The 22,927-nt window shown below is 67.9% G+C and carries 21 protein-coding genes; 8 read left to right on the top strand and 13 right to left on the bottom strand.

Going from position 1 to position 22,927, the window contains the following annotated elements:
* Positions 1–25: 25 nt before the first annotated feature.
* Positions 26–694 (top strand): PAQR family membrane homeostasis protein TrhA, encoded by a 669-nt coding sequence (trhA, locus tag QR64_RS06575; RefSeq protein ID WP_024103272.1) that lies wholly within the window; start codon positions 26–28, stop codon positions 692–694.
* Between the two features lie 74 nt (positions 695–768).
* Positions 769–1,686, top strand: a complete 918-nt coding sequence (locus QR64_RS06570) for a mechanosensitive ion channel family protein (protein ID WP_039584588.1) — start codon at positions 769–771, stop codon at positions 1,684–1,686.
* Between the two features lie 64 nt (positions 1,687–1,750).
* Here QR64_RS06570 and QR64_RS06565 read toward each other — a convergent pair whose 3' ends face one another.
* The 3 genes from QR64_RS06565 to mca are packed head-to-tail and all read right to left on the bottom strand — an operon-like array spanning position 1,751 to position 4,984.
* The gene (locus QR64_RS06565; RefSeq protein ID WP_039584587.1) at positions 1,751–3,745 is read right to left on the bottom strand and encodes a thioredoxin domain-containing protein; all 1,995 of its coding nucleotides are present in this window, start codon (positions 3,743–3,745) and stop codon (positions 1,751–1,753) included.
* Between the two features lie 43 nt (positions 3,746–3,788).
* A complete protein-coding gene (locus QR64_RS06560; RefSeq protein ID WP_006553881.1) occupies positions 3,789–4,109 on the bottom strand; it encodes a hypothetical protein in 321 nt (106 codons plus the stop codon).
* Positions 4,106–4,984 (bottom strand): mycothiol conjugate amidase Mca, encoded by an 879-nt coding sequence (gene mca, locus QR64_RS06555; RefSeq protein ID WP_006553880.1) that lies wholly within the window; start codon positions 4,982–4,984, stop codon positions 4,106–4,108. The genes QR64_RS06560 and mca overlap by 4 nt, the downstream gene beginning before the upstream one ends.
* A 162-nt stretch (positions 4,985–5,146) precedes the next feature.
* On the opposite strand from mca, the gene QR64_RS06550 reads away from it, so the two are divergent.
* Positions 5,147–5,575: a DUF4307 domain-containing protein gene (locus tag QR64_RS06550; RefSeq protein WP_039584586.1), complete on the top strand. Its 429-nt coding sequence runs from the start codon at positions 5,147–5,149 to the stop codon at positions 5,573–5,575.
* A gap of 247 nt (positions 5,576–5,822) precedes the next feature.
* Positions 5,823–6,317, top strand: coding sequence for a transcription elongation factor GreA (greA, locus tag QR64_RS06545; RefSeq protein WP_033097234.1), 495 nt, complete (start codon positions 5,823–5,825; stop codon positions 6,315–6,317).
* 92 nt (positions 6,318–6,409) lie between these two features.
* On the opposite strand, the gene QR64_RS06540 is transcribed toward greA, so the two are convergent.
* From QR64_RS06540 to QR64_RS06510, 7 genes are all read right to left on the bottom strand, one after another.
* Entirely contained in the window at positions 6,410–7,771 is a 1,362-nt protein-coding gene (locus QR64_RS06540; protein ID WP_006553877.1) for an NlpC/P60 family protein, read from the bottom strand.
* A gap of 149 nt (positions 7,772–7,920) precedes the next feature.
* On the bottom strand, positions 7,921–9,831 hold the full coding sequence (locus QR64_RS06535) for an SEC-C domain-containing protein (protein WP_235367035.1): 1,911 nt from the start codon (positions 9,829–9,831) through the stop codon (positions 7,921–7,923).
* A 141-nt stretch (positions 9,832–9,972) separates the two neighbouring features.
* A complete protein-coding gene (locus QR64_RS06530) occupies positions 9,973–11,124 on the bottom strand; it encodes a cystathionine gamma-synthase (RefSeq protein ID WP_019288736.1) in 1,152 nt (383 codons plus the stop codon).
* 13 nt (positions 11,125–11,137) lie between these two features.
* Positions 11,138–12,523, bottom strand: coding sequence for a cystathionine beta-synthase (locus tag QR64_RS06525; protein ID WP_006553874.1), 1,386 nt, complete (start codon positions 12,521–12,523; stop codon positions 11,138–11,140).
* A gap of 119 nt (positions 12,524–12,642) precedes the next feature.
* Positions 12,643–13,485, bottom strand: coding sequence for a Bax inhibitor-1/YccA family membrane protein (locus QR64_RS06520; protein ID WP_006553873.1), 843 nt, complete (start codon positions 13,483–13,485; stop codon positions 12,643–12,645).
* Between the two features lie 96 nt (positions 13,486–13,581).
* Positions 13,582–14,724, bottom strand: a complete 1,143-nt coding sequence (locus QR64_RS06515; RefSeq protein WP_039584584.1) for a class I SAM-dependent methyltransferase — start codon at positions 14,722–14,724, stop codon at positions 13,582–13,584.
* Between the two features lie 7 nt (positions 14,725–14,731).
* Positions 14,732–15,088 carry a hypothetical protein gene (locus QR64_RS06510; protein WP_006553871.1) on the bottom strand — a complete coding sequence of 119 codons (357 nt, stop codon included), beginning with the start codon at positions 15,086–15,088 and terminating at the stop codon, positions 14,732–14,734.
* A 159-nt stretch (positions 15,089–15,247) separates the two neighbouring features.
* On the opposite strand from QR64_RS06510, the gene QR64_RS06505 reads away from it, so the two are divergent.
* Both QR64_RS06505 and QR64_RS06500 read left to right on the top strand, forming a co-directional pair.
* Positions 15,248–18,748 carry a serine/threonine-protein kinase gene (locus QR64_RS06505; RefSeq protein WP_039584583.1) on the top strand — a complete coding sequence of 1,167 codons (3,501 nt, stop codon included), beginning with the start codon at positions 15,248–15,250 and terminating at the stop codon, positions 18,746–18,748.
* A 57-nt stretch (positions 18,749–18,805) separates the two neighbouring features.
* Entirely contained in the window at positions 18,806–19,825 is a 1,020-nt protein-coding gene (locus tag QR64_RS06500) for a magnesium transporter CorA family protein (protein WP_037216292.1), read from the top strand.
* Between the two features lie 29 nt (positions 19,826–19,854).
* Here QR64_RS06500 and QR64_RS27135 read toward each other — a convergent pair whose 3' ends face one another.
* Positions 19,855–20,031, bottom strand: a complete 177-nt coding sequence (locus QR64_RS27135) for a hypothetical protein (protein ID WP_162836410.1) — start codon at positions 20,029–20,031, stop codon at positions 19,855–19,857.
* A gap of 119 nt (positions 20,032–20,150) precedes the next feature.
* Here QR64_RS27135 and QR64_RS06495 point away from each other — a divergent pair, with 119 nt between their 5' ends.
* Positions 20,151–20,348: a CsbD family protein gene (locus tag QR64_RS06495; RefSeq protein WP_019288742.1), complete on the top strand. Its 198-nt coding sequence runs from the start codon at positions 20,151–20,153 to the stop codon at positions 20,346–20,348.
* Positions 20,349–20,463: 115 nt separating this feature from the next.
* Here the strand turns inward: QR64_RS06495 and QR64_RS06490 are convergent, their stop codons facing one another.
* Positions 20,464–20,661 carry a hypothetical protein gene (locus QR64_RS06490; RefSeq protein ID WP_006553868.1) on the bottom strand — a complete coding sequence of 66 codons (198 nt, stop codon included), beginning with the start codon at positions 20,659–20,661 and terminating at the stop codon, positions 20,464–20,466.
* A 220-nt stretch (positions 20,662–20,881) separates the two neighbouring features.
* Here QR64_RS06490 and QR64_RS27130 point away from each other — a divergent pair, with 220 nt between their 5' ends.
* The gene (locus QR64_RS27130; protein ID WP_162836409.1) at positions 20,882–21,028 is read left to right on the top strand and encodes a hypothetical protein; all 147 of its coding nucleotides are present in this window, start codon (positions 20,882–20,884) and stop codon (positions 21,026–21,028) included.
* 44 nt (positions 21,029–21,072) lie between these two features.
* Here QR64_RS27130 and QR64_RS06485 read toward each other — a convergent pair.
* Positions 21,073–22,743 (bottom strand): hypothetical protein (locus QR64_RS06485; RefSeq protein WP_235367034.1); only part of this gene is annotated, 1,671 nt, incomplete at its 3' end.
* Between the last annotated feature and the right edge of the window lie 184 nt (positions 22,744–22,927).

The raw sequence follows: 22,927 nt of genomic DNA, 5'->3' as shown, positions 1-22,927 counted from the left end.
GATCGGTACCGAGAGGAGCGCACGCATGACGGCATTCGGCCTCGAGGAACTACCCGTCAAACCGCGGATGCGCGGATGGATCCACGCCTGGGCCTTCGGTGTGGCCGTCATCGCCGGCGTCGCCCTCGTCTCGGCCGCCGCCTTCCTCGCCGACCGCCCGGACGCCGTACTCCCCGCGACCATCTACAGCCTCACCGTGTGCGGTGTGTTCGGCGTCAGCGCGCTCTACCACCGCCTGAACTGGGGGCCCCGGTCCCGCGTGTGGATGAAGCGCGCCGACCATTCGATGATCTTCGTGTTCATCGCCGGCAGCTACACCCCGTTCGCGACACTCGCCCTGCCCCCGGAGTCCGGGCGACCGCTGCTGATCGTCGTGTGGGCGGGCGCGCTGGCGGGCGTGGCCCTGAAGATGCTGTGGCCTACGGCGCCGCGCTGGGTCGGTGTGCCGCTGTATCTGCTGCTCGGATGGGCCATCGTGCCCGTTGCCGGACAGCTGGTCGCCGAGGTCGGTCTCGCTCCCATGCTGCTCCTGCTGGTCGGGGGGCTGTTCTACAGCGGAGGAGCGATCCTCTACGCGACCCGCTGGCCCGATCCGTGGCCCGCGACGTTCGGGCACCACGAGTTCTTTCACGCGGCCACGGTCATCGCGGCACTGTGTCACGCGATAGCGGTGTGGCTCGTGATTCTCGGTTGAAACCTCACCGACCGCTTCGTGCAACTTCTCACACCACCTGAAGCCTCCGGCACCCGTTTGTAGACTCGCGGGGGATGTCTATTCCGTTGCTCGCCTTCGAACTGACCGAGACCAACAGGGACTGGCTGATCCACCGGCCGCTCGCGATCGTGAGTTACATCGTCGTCGCGATCGTGCTCCGCTTCGTCCTCCACCGACTGATCGACCGCATGACGAAGCCGCGTGAGAAATCCGGCAAGCCCCGCCGATCGTTCCTCGCACCGCTGCAGGAACGCGCCGAACGCGCCATCGGTGATCCCTACGCGCGCGAACGCCGGATCCAGCGTGCCCAGACGATCGGCTCGGTATTCAAATCCGGTGTGTCGGTCGTCGTGCTCGTCTGGGTGGTGCTGCAGACGCTCGACACGCTCGGCTTCAACGTCGCGCCGTTCATCGCCTCGGCCGGTATCGCCGGCGTTGCTCTTGGTTTCGGTGCGCAGAACCTCGTGCGGGACTTCATCTCGGGCATGTTCATGCTGCTCGAGGACCAGTACGGTGTGGGCGACGTGGTGGACCTCGGCGACGCGGTGGGCACCGTCGAGTCGGTCGGCCTGCGCGTGACGACCGTCCGCGACATCGACGGCACCCTGTGGTTCTGCCGCAACGGCGAGATCCTGCGCGTCGGCAACATGAGCCAGGGCCACGCGGTCTCCGTGATCGACGTACCCATCGCACCGACCTCCAATGTCGACCGCGCCTGCCAGATCGCCCTGCGGGCCGTACTCGACGGCGTCGAACGCGAGGACATCGCACCCGACGTCCTGGAGAAGCCCGAACTGCTCGGGGTCAACTCCGTGACGGCGGGTGCGGTGACGCTGCGGCTGACCGTGCGCGTGCGCGCCGGCAAGCAGTGGGCGATCCGCCGCAGTCTCACCCGCGCGGTGCTCGAGTCGTTCGATCAGAACGGCATCGAGTCGCCGAACGTCGCGGTCGCAGCCGCCGTGAGCAGCTAGACCCTCGAAGTAGAGGACCGAGCGCACCGATTCACCGCCCCTGGCACCGCCTGGCCCCGACGAGTCAGAGCGCGGCGAGCACCTCGCGCAGATCCGTCTCCGTCGTCACCGGCCGATCGCACACGAAGCCCCGGCACACGTAGGCCGCGGATGCTCCGTCGACGAGCGGCCGACCATCGAGCAGCGGCGACGAGTCGGGTTCGCCGCCCACCACGATCGCTCCCCCCGGTGCGAGCCGGCGCGCGAGGTCGAGGAGTGCGCCGCCACCCGCGACGGCGACCTGCAGCGGACCGCGCACCGACGCCTCGGCCACGGTCAGCCAGTGCCCTCCGGCACGCGGCGCTTTCTCGAGCAGGATCGAGGCCGCCGACAGCGACAGCGCGGCGGCATCGGCGTAGCGGGGATCGTCGTGCACCAGCGCGGACAGACCGAGCAACGCCTCGGCGATCAGCGACGCCCCCGACGGCGTCGCCCCGTCGACCGGATCGCGCGGCCGGGCGACCAGCGATTCGGCGTCGTGCGCGGTGTCGAACCAGCTCCCGGGACTTTCCGGATCCGCGAACTGCGTGAGCGCGACGTCGGCGAGTTCTCGCGCGCGCTCGACCCAGCTCCGATCCCCGGTCCCCTGATGGACGGCGAGCAGCGCGGTGACGAGTGCTCCGTAGTCCTCGAGCACGCCCACCGGAGATCCGACGACACCTCCGAGCGACGCGCGGCGCAGTCGTCCATCAGGGGACCGGGGATCGGAGCTGGGTCGAGCGCACCTCGCCGCCGCGTCGATCCAGGCGGGTTCGCCCAGTGCGATGCCGGCCTCTGCCAGTGCGGTGATCGCGAAGCCGTTCCACGCGGTGACGACCTTGTCGTCGCGTCCGGGTTGCGCGCGATCCTGCCGGGCCGCGAACAGGCGTGCCCGCACGTCGGCGAGACGGGCCGGATCGTCGGGCTCGCCGAGCAGCTGCAACACCGAGGTGCCGTGTTCGAAGGTGCCGCCGGGAGTGACGGTGAAGGCCTCCGCGGCCCACCGGCCGTCGTCCGCGCCGAGCACCTCGACGAGCTGATCGGGGGTCCACACGTAGGTCAGGCCCTCGACCCCGTCCGTGTCGGCGTCGAGCGCCGAGGCGAATCCGCCGTCGGTGGTGAGCAGGTCGCGCAGCAGGAATTCGGCGGTCTCCCGGGTGACCCGCGTCGGCAGTTCCGCGCCGGTCACCCGCGCGAGGTGCGCGTACAGCCGTAGGAGCAGCGCGTTGTCGTAGAGCATCTTCTCGAAGTGCGGCACCGTCCAGGCGGAGTCGACGCTGTAGCGGGCGAAACCGCCACCGAGCTGGTCGTAGATCCCACCTCGCGCCATCGCGTCGGTCGTGCGCTCGACGAGACCGAGCGTGTCGGCGGAGCGCGTGCGCTCGTATCCGCGCAGCAGGCCCTCGAGCAGGTTGGACGGCGGGAACTTGGGTGCGCCCCCGAAGCCGCCGTGTTCGCGATCCTCGTCGGTGGCGATCGCAGCGGCCGCCGCGTCGAGCAGGACCGCCTCGACAGCGGCCTCCCCGACGGGCAGTCCCCCGCTGCTGCGACGGAGTTCGGTGGCCACGGCGTCGGCGGCCTGCGAGACCTCATCGCGCCGGTTGTGCCAGGTCTGGGTGATGGCCTCGAGAAGTTGGACGAAGGACGGCATGCCGCCGCGCGGCGTGTTCGGGTAATACGTGCCGCAGTAGAAAGGCGAGCCGTCGGGGGTGAGGAAGCAGGTCATCGGCCATCCGCCCTGACCGGCCATGGCGACGGTCGCGTTCATGTAGACCGCGTCGATGTCCGGCCGTTCCTCACGGTCGACCTTGATGCACACGAAGTTCTCGTTCATGACAGCGGCCGTGGCCTCGTCCTCGAACGACTCGTGTGCCATGACGTGACACCAGTGGCAGGCCGCGTACCCGATCGACAGCAGGATCGGCACGTCGCGCTCGCGCGCCTCCGCGAGCGCGTCGTCGCCCCATTCCTGCCAGTGGACCGGATTGTCGGCGTGCTGCCTCAGATAAGGGCTCAGGGCGTCGGCCAGTCGGTTCGCCATGCCCCCACGCTACGGAAGGAGCACCGCCGGTGACGGCCGGTCGTCAGCTTCCCTTGGTGGGTTCCGGACGTTCCGGACCGGTGGCCTTCGTGCCGCCGGCCTTCTCCTCGGCTCCGCCGGGCATCGCACCCGGCAGCGTGCCGTCGTCCACGGCCTGGTCGGGTTCGGGATGCTCCGGCTGGAAGTTCTCGGGCAGCTTCTTCAGCCGCTTGTTCATGTTCCAGATCAGCAGAGCGGTCGCGACCAGCAGGACCACCACGATGGCCAGTCCGAGCGGAGACGCCTTGCCGAACTCGGGGCCGGTCGGCTCCTGGGCCAGAATCTCGACGGCCAGAACATCGACCGCGAGCGTGCCTATCGTCATTTGCCCTGTCCGTCCTCGATGCCCGCGAACAGATCCGTCTCGGGAAGTACCGTGCTCACGCGGGTCTTGGCCAACTCGAACTCCTCGGTCGGCCACACCTTCTGCTGGATGTCCAACGGCACCGCGAAGAAGGATCCGTTGGGGTCGATCTGGGTGGCGTGGGCCCGCAGCGCGTCGTCGCGCTTCGGGAAGTAGTCGCCACAGGTGATCTGGGTGGTCACGCGCCCCATGATGTCGCCCTGCTCGGTGCGCCACTTGTTGAGCCACTGCTCCATCGGGAACGGCTCCCCGCGACGCTCGTACTCCTCGCGGAACAGCTCGAGCCGCTTACGGATGAAACCGTGCGAGTAGTAGAGCTTGCTCACCGCCCAGGGCTCGCCCAGCTCGGGATGGAAATCCGGATCCGCGGCCGCTTCGTAGGCCGCGACCGACACCTCGTGGCACCGGATGTGGTCGGGATGCGGGTAGCCACCGTTCTCGTCGTAGGTGGTCATGACGTGGGGGCGGAACTCGCGCACCGACTGCACGAGCCGGCGGACCGGTTCGTCGAGCGGGATCGCAGCGAAGCAGCCCTCCGGCAGCGGAGGCTTGGGGTCGCCCTCGGGCAGTCCGGAGTCGACGAAGCCGAGCCACTGGTGCCGCACCCCGAGGATGCGGGCGGCCTCGGCCATCTCCTCCTGACGCACCTCGCTCATGCGTTCGCGAATGCCGGGCACGTCCATGGCGGGGTTCAGGATGTCGCCGCGCTCTCCGCCCGTGAGCGTGACCACCAGGACCTCGTGTCCCTCGGCCGAGTACCGGGCCATCGTGGCCGCGCCCTTGCTCGACTCGTCGTCGGGATGGGCGTGCACGGCCATGAGCCGTAGTCCGCTCACGTGTATTCCTCCACCTCACGTCGTCTGCTTCGCCGGAACCGACCCTGCGCCCGCGTCGCGGTCGCTACGGATCCGTCCTCTATAGTTCCACCTGATAATTCCGACGTCAGCCGTGACCCTGCGGCGACGCCCGATCCATCGTTCCGCTGTGAAAGCAAAGTGATGAGCAACACCCTGCCCACCGACCGGTACCCCTCCTCCCGGTACCCCGGGCCCCGCGTGTCGACACGCGGCAAGCGCTGGGGTTTCACCATCGCCGGTCTGCTCGCCGGGCTCGTCGTGGCGTTCGTGCTGTTCCAGAACAACTCGGCTCCGATCGAGTCGGAGGTCCTCGCCTTCGAGATCATCGACGACAGCACCATCGACATCCAGCTCAAGGTCACGCGGGACGATCCGTCCGAGGATGCTGTCTGCATCATCCGGGCGCGGTCGAAGGACGGCAGCGAGACCGGACGGCGCGAGGTCCTCATCCCGGCGTCCGATTCGCAGACGGTCGTGCTGACATCCACGGTCAAGACGTCACAACGCCCCGGAATGGGCGATACCTACGGCTGCAGCACCGAGGCTCCCGACTACCTCCGCGCACCCTAGGAATCTACCGCGACCAGCGGCTTCCTGCGCTTTTCCGGAGCAGCGACGATAGTGATGCTAAAATAGCCGGATACACGGTTCCACCCTTTGGGGCCGTGTATTGCTGCATAAGAGCATCAACAGACAGTACGACTTCCGTTCAGCCTGACAACCAGGGGGGACGACGGGGGTCGTGCTGTCGCGGTCGTTGCATGTGCACGACTTGTCCACGGAGCCGGGGGCTCCAACCCGAAGGAAGTGATCGAGGATGACCGAGACCCAGGTGACCTGGCTGACGCAGGAGTCGTACGACCGACTCAAGGCCGAGCTGGACCAGCTCATCGCGAATCGTCCTGTCATCGCCGCCGAGATCAACGAGCGTCGCGAGGAAGGCGACCTCAAGGAGAACGGCGGCTACCACGCGGCCCGCGAGGAGCAGGGCCAGCAGGAAGCCCGTATCCGTCAGCTCCAGGAGCTGCTGGGCACCGCCAAGGTCGGCGTTGCTCCGACCGAGTCGGGCGTGGCCCTCCCCGGTTCCGTCGTCACCGTCTACTACGCCGGCGACGAGTCCGACACGGAGACGTTCTTGATCGCGACCCGCGAAGAAGGTGCCCGCAACAGCGAGCTCGAGACCTACTCCCCCAGCTCGCCCCTCGGTGGCGCCCTGATCGACGCGAAGGTCGGCGAGACCCGCGAGTACACGCTGCCCAACGGCAACACCATGAAGGTGACACTGGTGAGCGCGGAACCTTACCGCGGCTGATCGCCGAGTGCCGCACCGCGGCAGTCCCCTCTGCAGCCGAAAGGCCCGACCGGATTCTCTCGGTCGGGCCTTTCGCGTGTTCACGGCAGGTGTCAGAAGATGCGCCGCGCCTTCATGTCGGGGAAGACCGGCCCCACCCGCACGACGTCGCCGGTGGTGGGTGCGTGCACCATCTGCCCGCCACCGATGTAGATGGCGACGTGACCGGGTCCGCCGGCCTGCCAGTTGCCGAACAGCAGGTCGCCGGGGCGCGCCGCGTACAGCGGCACCTCGGTGCCGATGTGCCACTGTGTCTCGGACGTGCGCGGCAGCGTGATGCCCGTCGCGGCGAAGACCGCGTACGACGTCAGGCCGGAGCAGTCGAAACCGCCGCCGGACGGCCCGTTGATATTGCCGCCACCCCAGACGTACGGCAGGCCGAGGTACTTGAAGGCAAGGTCGACGATGCGATTACCGACGTCGCCGGCTCCGCCTCCGATGCCCAGACCCAGGAACGGCGAGAGCATGCGGGCGAAGACGTGCTCGGTCGCGCGGATCTTCGCGACGTAGGGCTTCGTCTGGTTCTCGTAGTCGGGATGACCGGACGGCATGCCACCCGAGCGCTTCACCGCGCCGACGCCGGCGTTGTAGGCCGCGAGGGTCAGATCGAGGGTGTCGCCCTCGACCAGTCCGCGCTTCTTCCAGTCGTCGATGAGCTTGTAGTTGTCGCACAGGAGGTTGCCCGACGCCATGACCGGGTCGGCGATGCCGAGGACGTCGGCCTTGCCGTCACCGTCGGCGTCCTTGCCGTACTGGTCCCAGGTGCCGGGCATGAACTGTCCCGGGCCGCGGGCGCCGACCGGCGAGACCGGCGCGGTCGGGCCGTACCGGAAACCGTTCTCGGCGGAGTAGAGGGCCGCGAGGACCGGCGCGGAGACCCCTTCGCACAGTTCGCCGGCCTTCTTCAGCCACGGCGCGAACACTGCGATCGCACCGATGGGTGCGAGTCGCGTTCCGGGAAGGATCGCCGGGATCGACGGCAACGTGATCCCGGTGCCCGGGATCGTGGGACCCGGTTGCGGGTTCCCGACCACACCGGTCGCCGGGGGTTGGACCGGTATTCCGAAGGGCCCGGGACGCGCGGCCGGCGGTTCGGGCGCCAGAGCGGGCGGAGCTGCTTGCGGATCGGCGGGGTGCAGGGCCGCGGCCGCGTCCTCGGGCAGATGCGGCTCGATCGCTCCCGCGACCGCCGTCGTCGCATCCGCGACCGCCTGTTGTGCTCCCTGCTGCATCGGTTCCGGCAAGGACGCGACGAGATTCGCCGCATCCGTGTCGGCGTTCTCGGCAGTTGCCTCGAACGACTCGATCGCCCCGTTGATCTGATCCTTGATCTCTGCTGGTAGGTCCACGCCCTGAACGAGCGCACTTGCTGCCGTAGCCACTGCCACGATGACCGCAGACGGGTCCACCGACATCCGCTACCCCCACATCCATCCATCAATCGCTCTCACCGTAACTGTGAGGTCGATCACCAGTGCGGCTTCCGGATGTTCTTATCACATATATTCAGGAACACGTTCTAGTGCTGGGACCAGTGGGACCGGTGCTTCCTGAGGGTCCGGAGTTACGGTTCCGGATAGAAGTCTGCGGCGTCCGGCTGGGTCAGGACGTCCATGATGTCCACCGGATCGACCGCGTCCTCGTCCAGCAGCGTGACGAGCGTGTCCCGCTGATCCTTCGTCACCGGTTCGCAGCCGCCGGGCATCACCCACCGGTCCTCCCCCACCGGCATCACACGGGCGCACAGCAACGTCCCGGCGGGCACCTCACCCGCGAGCCAGGGCGCGGACACCTCCACCACCCGATCGCTACGGACGTTGCGCAGCGTGAGCGACTCCTCCGGCGCACTCGCCTCGACCTCGAAGACCGAACGCTCGACCGCCAGCCACGAGCGGGCGAGCTCGGCCTCGTCCTCGGGCAGCAACTCACCGCGACGCTCGACGAAATCCGCGAAGGCGCCGGCATCGAAGAGCAGGACGTCCTCGACGAGAGGATCGGCGACGGCCTCGGCCACCGCGTCGTCGTCCCCGTAGCCGGAACGCGCCTCCGCCAGCGCGACCCGCTGTTCGGCCCATTCGGGTTCGAGGGCGTGCATGGCCGCCTTCATGTACAGCCAGTCGGAGCGTTCCTCGAGCGAGTGCTCGGCGCGCCCGAGATGGCACGCCTTGTACTTGCGGCCCGACCCGCACCAGCAGCGGTCGTTGCGGCCGAGCCCCGGGACCTCCTTCGGCCGGTACCGTTCGAGCACTTCGTGGAGGGGATGCTCGTCGCCGCCCGGCACCCGGGCGAGCAGAGACAGCCCCCGTATCGCGTCCCCGCGATCGGAAGCGAAGCGCGCGAGGTCGAACAACGGGAGGTCGAAGGCGGAGTCGAGGTCGGCCGAGCGCTCGTAGTGCCGTTCGGCTTCCGTGAGGCGTCCGGTCGATTCGGCCGCGCGACCGGCGATCCAGTGCGCTGCCCCCGCCGCACGTCGCGGCGCATGGTCGAGCAGCCACAGCGCGGCCTGTTCGATCGCCTCGGGCGCGAGCTTCTCCCCCACCAGTTCGTCGTAGACGGTCTCGGCGATCTCGGGATCGGACAGCACCGAGTACAGACCGGATTTTCCCACGGCGAAACGCTCGTCGAGTTCGGCGTCGTCGCCGCGTTCGAGGGCTTCGACCAGCGACGCGAACAGGGCCACGCCGGGCACGGCGTCGACGGGGATCCCGAGCTGTTCGGCATAGATCTCGAACATTGCCCGGTCGGAGTATCCGTCGAAGTCGAAACCGTTCGGTGCCACCAGGTCTCCGCTGCGGACCAGACCGGCTCCGGCGAGCAAGTCCCCGAGCGGCAGGGACGGCGCGGAGAACGCGTCCGGTACATCGGCGAGCACGTCGAGGAAGGCGCCCCCGAGGCTCGCCACCTGCTGACGGGCGATGGTCTGTTCGAGCGCGTGCACGAATTCGGCCTCACTACTTCGGACTTCGTCGTCGACCGGAGCGAACGACAAGCGACCGTCCCGCACGGTGAGTGCGAGCAGGTCTCCCGCCTCGTGACCCGCCAGGGCTCCTTCGGGAAAGACGATCGTCTCCTTGCGGACGATCTCATCCGAATCCGGATCGTTTTGCGTGGCAGCAGCTTCGAATCCACCGGGCTGCACGAGATCGAACTCGTCGTCCTCGGAGACGAGCAGCAGGAGCGGTTCGATGTCGTCGACCGGGATCGCGTGCCGGTCGAGTTCGTCCGCGGTGAGGCGGTGTGTGAGCATCCTGCCCTCGAACAGCGCATCCGTCGCCGCGACACGGTCGTCGGACAACCACATCAACAGCGGATGCGGTTCCGACTGTTCGAGATCGATCATCACTTGCTCGGCCGAGCCGAATCCGTGCTCCTCGAGATGATCGGCCACCTCGTCGATCGTCATGGGTCCATGGCGCCGTACCGTGTCGAGCACGGTGTCCCACAGGGCGGATTCGGGATGTTCGCTGTCCGTCACCACGTGATCGTACGGCGCCCGGCAGTGCTTCCGGGGGCTATGCGGTTCCTTCCGCACGTCGCCGTCGGTGTTTTCCCGATCGACACGAGAAGAAGGCGTCCTTCGGGACGCCTTCTTCGCCTGTCTTCTACGACCGGTGTGTCAGCCGAGCGCCTGTTCGACGTCGGCGAGCAGGTCGGCGGCGTCCTCGATACCCACCGACAGCCGGACGAGGTCCTCGGGGACCTCGAGCAGCGACCCGGCGGTGGAGGCGTGGGTCATCGCACCCGGATGCTCGATGAGCGACTCCACACCACCGAGCGACTCCGCGAGGGTGAAGATCTCGGTGCGCTTGCAGAAGTCCAGCGCGGCCTGGCGGCCACCGGCGAGGCGCACGGAAATCATGCCACCGAAGCGACGCATCTGCTTGGCCGCGTACTCGTGGCCCGGATGCGATTCGAGACCCGGGTACAGCACCTTGGTCACGGCGGAATGTCCCGACAGGAAGTCGACGAGCTTCTCGGCGTTGTCGGAGTGCTTCTCCATCCGCACCGCGAGCGTCTTGATGCCGCGCAGCGTGAGGAAGGCGTCGAACGGGCCCGGCACGGCGCCCGCACCGTTCTGCAGGAACGCGAAGGCGGCGTCGAGCTCCTCGTCGTTCGTCACCAGCGCGCCACCGACGACGTCGGAGTGACCACCGATGTACTTGGTGGTCGAATGCAGCACGACGTCGGCACCGAAGGTGAGCGGCTGCTGCAGGTACGGCGACGCGAAGGTGTTGTCGACGACGAGCTTGGCACCACCCTCGTGCGCGATGTCGGCGAGCGCCGAGATGTCGCCGATGTTGAGCAGCGGGTTGGTGGGCGTCTCCACCCACACGAGCTTGGTGTTCGGGCGCACGGCCGCGCGCACCTCGTCGGCGTCGTTGATCGCGGCCGGGGTGTACTCGATCCCCCACTGCGTGAACACCTTGTCGATGAGACGGAAGGTGCCGCCGTACGCGTCGTTGGGGATGACGAGGTGGTCGCCCGGACGCAGCACCGAACGGAGCAGGCAGTCGGTAGCGGCCATGCCCGAGCCGAACGCCCGGCCGTAGGTGCCGTTCTCGAGCGCGGCGAGGTTCGCCTCGAGGGGACGACGGGTGGGGTTGCCGGTGCGGGCGTACTCGAAGCCGTTGCGCATCTCGCCGACGCCGTCCTGGGCGAAGGTCGACGACGCGTAGATCGGCACGTTGACGGCACCGGTCTGGGGGTCGGGCTCGTACCCGGCGTGGATGGCGCGGGTCGCGAAACCGTGCTGGTTCTGGTCTGTCATGAAGATCTGTGTCCTATCGGCCTTGAGAGATGAATCCGAGCAGGTCGTGGCGGGTGATGACACCGACGGGCTTGCCGTCGTCGATCACCATGAGCGCGTCGGTATCGCCGAACGCCTTCGTGGCGGAGTCGATCGACTCGCCCACGCCGATGTTCGGCAGCGGCGGGCTCATGTGCTTCTCGACCGGATCGGCGAGATTCGCGCGACCTTCGAAGACGGCGCTGAGCAGTTCGCGCTCGCTGACCGAACCAGCCACCTCACCTGCGGTGACGGGCGGTTCGGCACCCACGACCGGCATCTGCGAGACGCCGTACTCCCGAAGGATCTCGATGGCGTCGCGCACCGTCTCGGACGGGTGGGTGTGCACGAGGTCGGGCAGGTCGCCGCTCTTGCCGCGCAGCACGTCGCCGACGGTGGAGTCGTCGGGCTTGCCGTCGAGCGGCGCGCGGAGGAAGCCGTAGCTGGCCATCCACTTGTCGTTGAAGATCTTCGACATGTAGCCGCGACCACCGTCGGGCAGCAGCACGACAACGACCGCGTCGGGGCCCTCGCGCTCGGCAACCTGCAGTGCGGCGACGACGGCCATGCCGCAGGAGCCACCGACGAGCAGGCCTTCCTCGCGGGCGAGGCGACGGGTCATCTCGAACGAGTCGGCGTCGGAGACGGCGATGATCTCGTCGGGGATCGACGGGTCGTAGGCCGAGGGCCAGAAGTCCTCACCGACACCTTCGACGAGGTACGGCCGGCCGGTGCCGCCCGAGTACACCGAGCCCTCGGGGTCGACGCCGACGACCTTCACCGCACCGTTGGAGACCTCCTTGAGGTACCGGCCGGTACCCGAGATGGTGCCGCCGGTGCCGACGCCAGCAACGAAGTGCGTGATCTTGCCGTCGGTGTCGTTCCAGATCTCCGGGCCGGTGGTCTCGTAGTGGCTCGCCGGGCCCCCCGGGTTGGAGTACTGGTTGGGCTTCCAGCCACCGGGGAGCTCACGGGCGAGACGGTCGGAGACGCTGTAGTAGCTGTCGGGGTGCTCCGGCGGGACCGCGGTCGGGCACACGACCACCTCGGCACCGTAGGCCCGCAGCACGTTGCGCTTGTCCTCGCCGACCTTGTCGGGGCACACGAACACGCACTTGTAGCCGCGCTGCTGCGCGACCAGGGCCAGGCCGATGCCGGTGTTGCCGGAGGTGGGCTCGACGATCGTCCCGCCCGGCTTCAGTTCGCCCGACGCTTCGGCCGCATCGATCATCTTCACCGCGATACGGTCCTTGGAGCTGCCGCCGGGATTGAGGTATTCGATCTTCGCCGCTACGAGCCCCGATCCGGGTTTCACCACCGTGTTGAGCTTGACGAGGGGGGTGTTTCCGATGAGGTCGATGACGGAATCCGCAATGCGCATGACTCCATGTTCCCACGTCGTGGCTTTCCGACAGGGTGAAGGTGTACACCCCTGGGAAAACACCCCCTGGGAAACGACGAAGACCCCGGACCGTGGTCCGGGGTCTTCATGGCGTACTGCTAGTCGTTCTGGAAGTAGCTGAGCAGTCGCAGGATCTCTACGTACAGCCACACCAGGGTGACGGTCAGGCCGAGGGCGACGCCCCAGGCGGCCTTCTCGGGGGCCTGTGCGCGGATCAGCTGATCGGCGGAGTCGAAGTCCAGCAGGAAGCTGAACGCCGCGATGCCGATGCACACGAGGCTGAAGATGATGGCGATCGGGCCGCCGTCGCGCAGGCCCAGGCCACCGTCGATGAAGAAGCCGGCGACGAGGTTGCCCAGCGCCAGGACCAGGACACCGACGAGGGCGCCGACGATCATGCGGGTCAGGCGCGGCGTGACGCGGATGGCGCCGGTGCGGTACACGACGAGCATGCCGAAGAACACGCCGAAGGTACCGAGGACGGCCTGCGCGATCAGAGTCGCGCCGCCGGCGCCACCGAACGTGATGTCGGTGAACATGAACGACAGCGCGCCGAGGAAGAAGCCTTCCGCCACCGCATAGGCGAGGACGATCGCCGGGTTGTCCATCTTGCGGCCGAACGTCGCGACCAGCACCAGGACGAGGCCGATCAGACCGCCGCCGATGACGAACGGAGCTGCCAGGCCGACGTTGGAGTTGACCAGGACGTAGGAGATGAGTGCCGAGACGGCGAGCACGCCGAGCGTGATGCCGGTCTTGGTGACGACGTCGTCGATCGTCATGGTCCGCTGGTCGGTGGGACGTGCCCACGGATCCGTCTGGGGCTGACCGAATTGCTGGGTGGCCTGCGCGGCGCCCGCCGTCGCAGAGCCGAACGTGGCGTATCCGCCGCCCTCTTGCTTGGGCAGGTTGCGGAACACCGGGTTACTGGTGGTGCGCACCGTGCACTTCCCTTCTCGTGGTCGCTTCTGTCCGTTCAACGAGGCAGTAACCTCACGAGTTCCCGTTTCGTCGAGAAAGCTCGGACTAATCGGACTCTACCGGCTCCGTACCGACCTGGTCACCGTGAACTTGCGGTTGCGGCCCTCGACGCGGGTCGGCCCGACGATGCCCGACAGCGCGGGGCGGTAGTCGAGGTGGCGGTTGTAGACCGTCCACATCTGTCCTCCCGGGCGGAGGATCCGGGCTGCGGCGTCGAACATCTTGTGGGCCGCGCCGGTGTGCACGGCGGCGCCGATGTGGAAGGGCGGATTACACACCACGAGGTCGACCGACCCGGCGGCGATCGAACTCGCGGCGTCGTCGCGGAGCGTGTCGATCCGGTCGGCGAGCCCGTTCGCGGCGGCCGTCTCCGCGGCGGAGGCGACGGCGGCGGCGGAGTGATCGGTCGCGATCACGCGAACGTCGGGCAGTTGCCGGGCGAGCATCGCGGCGAGGACGCCGGTGCCGCAGCCGAGGTCCACCGCGATCTGCTCGTCCGTGTCGTTACGGGGGAAGTCGAGACGGGGGAAGAAGTCGAGGAGGAAACGGGTACCGATGTCGAGGCGCGGGCCGGCGAAGGCGGCCCCGTGCGCGACCACGGTGAGGCCGAGTTCGTCGAGCCTCTCACGGACGGGATACGAGGCCGGTCCGGGCGTTGCTCGGCGCGCGGTGAGCACACGCGACTTCTGCCGTCCCCGCGACGCGCGGACCTCTGCGAAGGACGCAGCGAGGACGTCGTTCATCGCAAGGCTGATGTGCTTGTCGCGGCCACCGGCGAACACGACGACCTCGGGGTCGGCGTGGCGGGCCACGATCTCGGCGATCTCGGTGAGCGCCGACAGCGAACGGGGAAGACGCAGCAGTACCACTCGGGCACCGGCGAGCAGGTCCGCGTCGAGTCCGCAGGAACGGTAGCGGTCGGTGAGATCCTCACGCTCGGCGTTCGCAGCCAGGGCGCGTTCGGCCACCACCGAGTCCTGATGCACCCGGATCCGCTCCGCGCCGAACCGGACGGCCGCACCCAGGGTCAGGGCGCCGTACTGGTCGTCGACGACCACGATCGTGCCCGGCGCTGCGGATTCCAGTGCGGGCGCGGCTTCGTCGAGGAGCAGGCGATCGGCCCCGTCGACGGCGAACAGGTTGGGCGCTTCCACATCCGGGAAGCGCCTCAACCTGTCGTACAACTCGTCGATCACCACTCGACCGTCAGCACTCGCCCTTTCCGGCGTTCTCGATGGCACGCAGGGTGTCGGCCTGCTCCTCTTCGCTGAGATCCTGCCAGGCCGGGAGCTGCTGCTGGGCGTCGGCGACGGCCTGGGCCGCTGCCACGCGGTCCTGGCCCCACTCCTCGAGCTCGTCGAGGTAGGGCAGCAGAGCCTCGCAGTTCTCCTCGTAGCTCTTACCGAGTTCGACGCTGGTGCCCGAGGTGCCGGCCTCCGCCGAAGCCGAGGTGCTCGTCGTGGTGGTGGTCTCCTCGGCCGAGTCGGATCCGTCCGAGGATCCACACGCCGCCGCAAGCAGGACCACACCTGCACCGAACAGCGCCGCGAGAGTCTTCTTCATCTATGTCCCACTTCTGGTCGCAGTGTCGTTTCGTCCGTTCCCGGTGAGGCACCGTGGTCCGGCCGGACCACGTTAGAACAGGGGCGACGCACGATCTGCGGCGGGCGTGCACATTTCGAGACTATCCTGGGGAAACGGCTTCCCGAGGTGATTGCGCCGATGACCGAGAACGATCCGGCCGCCACTCAGCGCGCGCCGATTGTCGACGTCGCAGAGACCGACATCGTGCGCGCGCTGCACGATGCCGGTTTCACCGACGCCGTGGAGATCGGCCGCGGCGGCTTCGGTGTGGTCTACCGCTGCCGGCAGGCCGAACTCGACCGCGACGTCGCGGTGAAAGTGCTGCGCCGCTCCCCCGAACCCGCCGATCTCGAACGCTTCCTACGCGAGCAACGCGCGATGGGGCGGCTCTCCGGCCACCCCAACATCGTCACCGTGCTGCAGGCCGGCGCGACGGACACGGGCCTGCCCTATCTGGTGATGCACTATCACCCGCACGACTCTCTCGACACCCGCATCCGGCGGCACGGACCGATCGCCTGGCCGGAGGCGGTCCGGATCGGGGTGAAGGTCGCCGGAGCACTCGAGACGGCGCATCGTTCCGACGTCCTGCACCGCGACATCAAGCCCGGCAACATCCTGCTCACCGAGTACGGCGAACCGCAGCTGACGGATTTCGGTATCGCCCGCGTCGGCGGCGGCTTCCGCACCACTGCCGGTGAGATCACCGGTTCCCCCGCGTTCACGGCACCGGAGGTGCTGCGCGGTCATGCCGCGACTCCGGCCGCCGACGTCTACGGCCTCTCCGCGACCCTGTTCGCGGCGATCACCGGTCACGCCGCCTTCGAGCGGAAGGAGGGCGAGAAGATCGTCGCGCAGTTCGTGCGCATCACCTCCGAGCCCGTCCCCGACCTGCGCGGCGAGGGCATCCCCGACGACGTGTGCGAGGCCCTCGAGCGCGGCATGGCGACCGATGCCGAGAACCGGCCGCAGACGGCCGCCGAGTTCGGCGATCTGCTCCGCGACGTCCAGCGCGCCCACAACCTGACCATCGACGAGATGGCGCTGCCCGGGTCACCGCCGTCCGGCCCGCTCCCGCCGCGTTCGGCGCCACCGCTCACCGGACCGGCCTCGACGGTCTCCGGCCGGTCGTCCACGGTCTCGGGACGCACCGGTCCGTCCACCGCACCGTCGACCAGGTTCCGGCCGCCCTCGACCTCACGTCCCCTGATCGAACGCAGCCGTCTGATCTCGTTCCTGCGGGCAGGCGGACGACGCCGTCTCGTCGCCCTCCACGCCCCCACCGGCTTCGGTAAGTCCACCCTCGCGACGCAGTGGCGCAACGTACTCGCCGCCGAGGGAGTGCCGGTCGCGTGGTTGACGGTGGACAGCGACGACAACAACGTCCTGTGGTTCCTCGCGCACCTCGTCGAGGCCATGAAGCAGATCCGGCCGGTCCTCGCGCGCGAACTGGGCCAGATCCTCGACGCGCACGGCGACGAGGCCGAACGGTACGTACTGTGCACGCTCATCGACGAGTTGCACCGCACCGACACCGCGGCGACGCTGGTGATCGACGACTGGCACCGCGTCACGTCGACGGAGACCGTCGCTGCCCTCGAGTTCCTGCTCGACCGCGGATGCCATCACCTGCAGCTCGTGGTGACGAGCCGCAACCGATCCGGACTTCCGCTCAGCCGCATGCGTGTTCGCGACGAGCTGGTCGAGATCGATTCGACGGCATTGCGGTTCGGGGTGGACGAATCGAACGCCTTCTTGCGCGACATCGGCGGGATAGACCTCGGCCCCGAGGACGTGGAGGATCTCACCCGCACCACGGAGGGCTGGGCCGCAGCCCTGCAGCTCGCGTCGTTGTCGTTGCGCGACAGCGACGATCCGTCGTGGCTCATCGAGAACATCACCGGTCGGCACCACGCGATCGGTGAGTTCCTCGCCGACAACGTGCTGGCCGGTCTCGAACCCCGCATGTACGAATTCCTCCTCGCGACGAGCATCACCGAATCGATCAGCGGCAGCCTCGCCGCGGCGCTCACGGGCGATCCGCGCAGCCAGGCGATGCTCGAGGAGGCGGAGGAACGCGACCTGTTCCTGCGGCACGTCGACGACGAACGCGTGTGGTTCCGCTATCACCACCTGTTCCTCGACTTCCTGCGTCGACGTCTCGAACGCGACCATCCCGAGAAGGTCGCGGACCTGAATCGCACCGCCGCCGACTGGTTCGCCCGCAACCGCATGCTGCAGGAGGCCGTCGACCACGCCCTCGCCGCCAACGACACCGACTTCGCCGTCGACCTGCTCGCCGACGACGGCATGTACCTGATGGAGCACGGGCACATCGCCACGCTGCTCGCCCTGATCGACAAACTGCCGCCACGGGCCGTCGCAAACGATCCGCGCCTGCTGCTCACGCAGGCCTGGGCGAACAGTGCGCTGCTGCGGTTGGACCGATGCCGCAGAACCCTCGCGGCAGTACGGGAACTGCTCGACCGTGGGGTGACGGACAGCTACGACGTCGAAGCACTCCACATCGAGGCGGATGCCGTCGAGGCGTCGATCCTGATGAACTCCGACCGCATCGACGGCATCTACGAACTCATCGCGCCGTGCCTGGAGAATCCGACCTCCGTGCACCCGTGGGTGGTGGCGGCCGCAGCCGACTTCGCCTCGTACGCCGACATCTTCCGCTTCGACTTCACCTCAGCGATCCGGCGGCAGGAATGGGCGGAGCCCTACCACCGCGAGACCCGCGGACCGTTCGCGTCGATCTACGGTCAGTGCCTGTGCGGCATCGCCGCGAACGAACGACTCGACGTCGCCTCGGCCGAGAAGTACTTCCGCACAGCGCTGCGCCGAGCGCGACGAAACGGCGGAATCCACACCCACGGAGGGCGTCTCGCCGCTGCCATGCTCGGAGAGCTGCTCTACGAACAGGGACGGACCGCCGAGGCCGAAGCACTGCTCGACGAGAGCAACCTGCTCGGAATAGAAGGCGGTGGAACGGATTTCCTCATCGCTCGCTTCGGTACCGCTGCGCGCCTGAAGATGTTGCAGGGCAACCGGGAGGAAGCCGTCGCCCTGCTCACCGAAGGACTGCGGGTCGCGGCGCTGCACGACCTGCCGCGCCTGCGGGCACGCATCGAGAACGAACGGGTCCGGCTCGGAATCGCCACTCCAGGCCCCTCGACACGCACGATGCCGGAGAACACCACACCCCACCCCGACGGAACCGTCGAGATCACCCTCCAGATCGAGGACTCCACCGCGATCCGGCTGCTCAGCGAGAACGGGGAGCCCGAGGCGTCGGAACAGGCCGTCGAATGGGCGCGGATGTGGGTACAGCGCACCACCTCGCGTCCCCGCGCCCACCTGCAGGCCCACCGTCTGCTCGCCTCCTGCCTGCACGCGGCCGGACGCATCGAGGAGGCCGAGGAGACCCTGGCCGTCGTGGTCGACGCGTGCGCGGCGCGCGGAATGGTGCGCTATCTGACCGACGGCGGGCCACACGTGATCGCCACGCTCACCTCGATGCGGGTACGGATCGAACAGGGTCTGCGGCCTGACGATCGGCCACGGATCGACCTCGGGTTCGTCGACGAGGTGCTGCGATTGGTGGACACCGAGCATCGTCCTGTCGTGTGAGCCCGGTCGTGACGGGAACGTGGTGTGAAGCCCGCCGATTTCGGGGACACTGCCGAGGTGACGGACCGATACGACAACTCCATCCGGACCCGGCGGTGGGCCCACGGGAAACTCGTCGACGAAGGTTTCCCGCTCTCAGCCGTCTCGGAGCATCTCGCCGATCCCGAGGCCCTCGTCTGGGTGGATCTGTGGAATCCCGAGCACACGGCTCTGCTCGAACTCGCCGAGGAATGGAACCTCGACCCGCACGCCGTCGAGGATTCGCTCGCACACGGCGAGCGCACGAAGGCCACCCGCTACGCCACCCATACCTTCCTCACGGTCTACGCGACACACCTGTTTCCGGATTCCGAGGACGAGAATCAAGCGCACGAGTCCCGGCTCCGCACCACCCGGATCTCCGCCTTCGTCCTGCCCCGCGGCGTCGTCACCGTTCGCCGCGGCACTCCGTTCGACATCGACGAGGCGGTGCGCAGGTGGGACGAGAACACCGACCTGCTGCAGTACGGACCGGGTGCGCTGATCCACGGCCTGCTCGACACGGTCGTCGACGGGCAGTTCGAGACCATCCAGGAACTCGACGACGCCGCCGAGGACCTCGAGGACTGCCTCTTCGAGGACGGCGCCTCCACCCGGCAGATCCAGCGACGCGTCTACCGGCTCCGCAAGGAACTCGTGCAGCTCCGGCGGGTTGTGCTGCCGATGCGCGAGGTCGTCAATGCCGTCCTGCGGACCCGCGCCGAGAGCAACCACCACCCCGAACTCGACAGTTCCTACAACGACCTCTACGACCACGTGATGCGTGCTGCGGAGTGGACCGATTCACTGCGCGAGATGGTGAACACCGTCTTCGAGACGAACCTGTCGCTGCAGGACGCGCGCCTGAACATCGTCATGAAGAAACTGACGGGATGGGCCGCGATCATCGCCGTCCCCACGGCCGTCACCGGTTGGTACGGCATGAACGTGCCCTATCCCGGGGTAGGCGAGGCCTGGGGACTGATGAGTGGGGTCGGGATCATGGTCGTGTCGGCGATCGTGCTCTACGTGCTCTTCAAGCGCCGCGACTGGTTGTGAACCCCGCGTTGCTCGGTGAACGGCTCTGTTCAGAGGAAAACTACGAGCAGCACGACGATCACGACGACCACCGCGACGGCTGCGATCACCGCACCCGCCGAACGCCGGCGCTGCACCGGCCCGTCGCGGACGAGTTCGGGATCGGCGTCGGGCGCGTCCCCGATCGGGTCGTTGTTCTCGGGACCGGAGTTGGTGGGATGCGACATCGGTCTCCTCCTGGCTGTCCGTGTCGAAGTCTGACACGGACGAGCCGGTCGTGTTCGGTTTCAGGCTGTTCGGGTGGGGTACTCCGTCAGAGCAACGTTCGATGACACAGGAGGACCCCATGGCCGACTTCGTCGATAAGGCAAAGCACAAGGCAGAAGAAGCGGGCGGCAAGATCAAGGAGAACACCGGTCAGGCGACCGGCGATCGTGATCTCGAAGCCGAGGGTCGCGGCGACCAGGCCTCCAGCGGTCTGAAGCAGGCAGGCGACAAGGTCTCGGATGCCGTCGAGAACGTCAAGGACGCTTTCAAGAAGTAGCCCTTGAACTGCGCGGTGCCGGTAGTTGCGACTACCGGCACCGCGCTGTTGAGGTGCTCGGCACCGCGCTGTCGAGGTGCATGCAGCACCCCGCTCTCACGGGGTGCTGCCGGGACTACTTCGAGGAGGTGCCTTCGGTGTCGTCGAAGAAGTGCCAGGTACCGTCCTGCTCGTTCTGCGCCTCCATACGCCAGCCGAGTTCGCTGTTGTCGGCGCGCTGGTCGACGAACCAGGCGTGCGCGTCGTCCGCGCTCTCGATTTCCTTGGTATCCACGACGTTCCCGGTCGGGTCGATCACTCTGTAGGTAGCCATGCCGAGTGTCTTCCCACGCGACTCGCCGGTCAAACGTCGCGCGGCCCTTCTGGTGTAGAGTGGAGACATCGTTCGGCTCGCACATGATGAGCAACCTCGCACCACAGTGCCCGAAGGTTCCGAACCGGACGTGAGAGTTCCCCGCCGCGTGTACCGCGGCCCCTCTTCTTCGCACTGCCCCACGGCCGGGGACTACCCGGCCGCACCCGAAAGGACGGCCATGAGCCAGAACAAAGAATTCGACGGACCCCTCTTCCTCGCGCCCACCACTCCGGAGACCGACGCCGAGACCGAACCCGTCACCGCTGTCGCCGAAGTGGGCGGTCCCCACGACTACACCTCGATCTTCTCCGCGCGCGGCGCCTGATCCGCATCACCCGACTGTGAAGCTACCGACTCGGTCGGCTGCGNGGCGAGCGTCTGCGATACCTGCTCGGGCCGCCCGTCGTTCTGATCGGCGGCCGCAGTGAGTACATCGATGTGCTTGTATCCGGGCAGCACCCACCTGCGTTCGTTCGGATGATCCTTCTCCGGCAACGGGATCCCGCCGCTCGCCACCAGCGTCACCACAGGATTGCGCGCGACACCGTCGCGGTGGAGATGCCCTTCGAAGCGGGTCGCCGATACGAGGTCGAACGGAAGCCTCGACGGGAAGTACCACTCGGTGAAATCCAGTGGTGGCTCCGACAGATTCCGCGCCAGCCCCGCGATCGACGTCACCTCGCTCCCCCGATCGGTGTACCGCGCCTCGTCGGGTGACGACGCCCCAGTGCCCACCTCGTCGTAGTCGAGCCACCGGTAGACGACTCCCGGATCCGCGAACACCGCCGGCGACGCCTTGAGCGCATCGCCGAAGAATCCCGACCCGAGCACCTCCGGCGTGGCGGGAACAGGAAACAGCTTGTCGCGCACGGGCGCCCCGGTAATGAATCCGACGCTCACCTGCAGGAACCCCAGCGGTTGCGAATTGTCGTCGAGGATCGCGCCGAGCACCGCCTCGTTGGTCGCGTTCAACGTCCGCACATCCGGGTCGCCCGTCGCGAACATCGCGTAGTCCCCCGACAACAGAGTGCGCAACGTCCAGTCGATGTTCGGGTTGTCGGGCATGCGCGGGACAATGCCGTCGGTGCTGTCCGGGTCCAGTCGCGCGGCGAGTCCGGTGAGTGCGAGCAGATTCGTCGTCTCGGGATTGATGACCGTGGGAAGTGCCAGCACCGGCGATGCCGTCGAGATGGAGCCGAAGAACGCATCGACTGGCGCCGAGACCGCTTCGGGCAGATCCGGGAGGGCACTCTGCCCGGGGGAGGGCGCTCCCGCCTCGATCACCGTATCGAGCGCAAAGTACCCGCCGCACTGGTTGTAACCGGCGTCGCCCGTGGTGGCGGGATCTCCGTCGAAGTCCCATTCCGCGAAGTAGCCGGTGATGAAACCACCGAGAGAATGTCCGCCGCACAACACTTTCCGTTTCCGCAGTTCCGGGTCGGAGAGTTCGTGACGCAGCAGGTCGTACTGGTCGCGCAGCGTCTGCTCGATGCCGACATGCGAGAGCCACGCGACGTCGGCGCCGCTCGCGTGGCCGGCGAATCGTCGCCCGTCCACTTCGGCACCGCGGAAGTAGTAGTCGGTCGCGGTGTCGAGCGAACCCGTCCGCAGTGCCGCCCGGGTACCGGTGTGGTCCTCGAGGCAGTTCGATCGCCGGTCGAGTGCCCAGAACTCGACGTGGGCACCACGGGCCGCGGCCGCGACGACGGTGTTGCGCGCGACGCTCTCGAACGCGCCCGCTCCCTCGAAGATCCCGGGCTGGGCGACGAGGATCCGGTCGGCGTCGGCCGAACTCTCCGGTCCGTCGGCCGACCGCCACCGCAGATACGACAACCGGTCGCACGCGGCGGGTCGCGGTCCCGCTTCCGCCGGCAGCGGCGCGGGTATCGACACTACGGACCCGAGCACCTCGCCGGCCAGCGGCGCCGACGAGTCATACGGCATTTCGGTGCGTCCGCTCGTCTCCGCCGACACCACCGATGCCGTCAGGACACTTCCCATCACCGCCGCAGCCATCGCGGCGCCCATCATTGCGCGCATCCCATCCCCCGATCGGTTCGTGCGTATTGAACACCGTTGCGGGAGTCGGGTCTACGGAAACAACAGAAGAACGGACCCGTCGGAGTTCACCGACGGCCCTTCATCGTCCGCGCAAGGGAGAGACATGCGCAGAGCGACGGTCCCTGCCGTTCGGGGGAGGTGGCAGGGACCATCACTCGAAGAG

Origin of the sequence: Rhodococcus sp. Chr-9, from assembly GCF_000801125.1 — a bacterium.
Classification (GTDB): Bacteria; Actinomycetota; Actinomycetes; order Mycobacteriales; family Mycobacteriaceae; genus Rhodococcus; species Rhodococcus pyridinivorans.
Note: the sequence above shows the minus strand (reverse complement) of the source record. Positions and strands in the feature narration are given on the sequence as shown.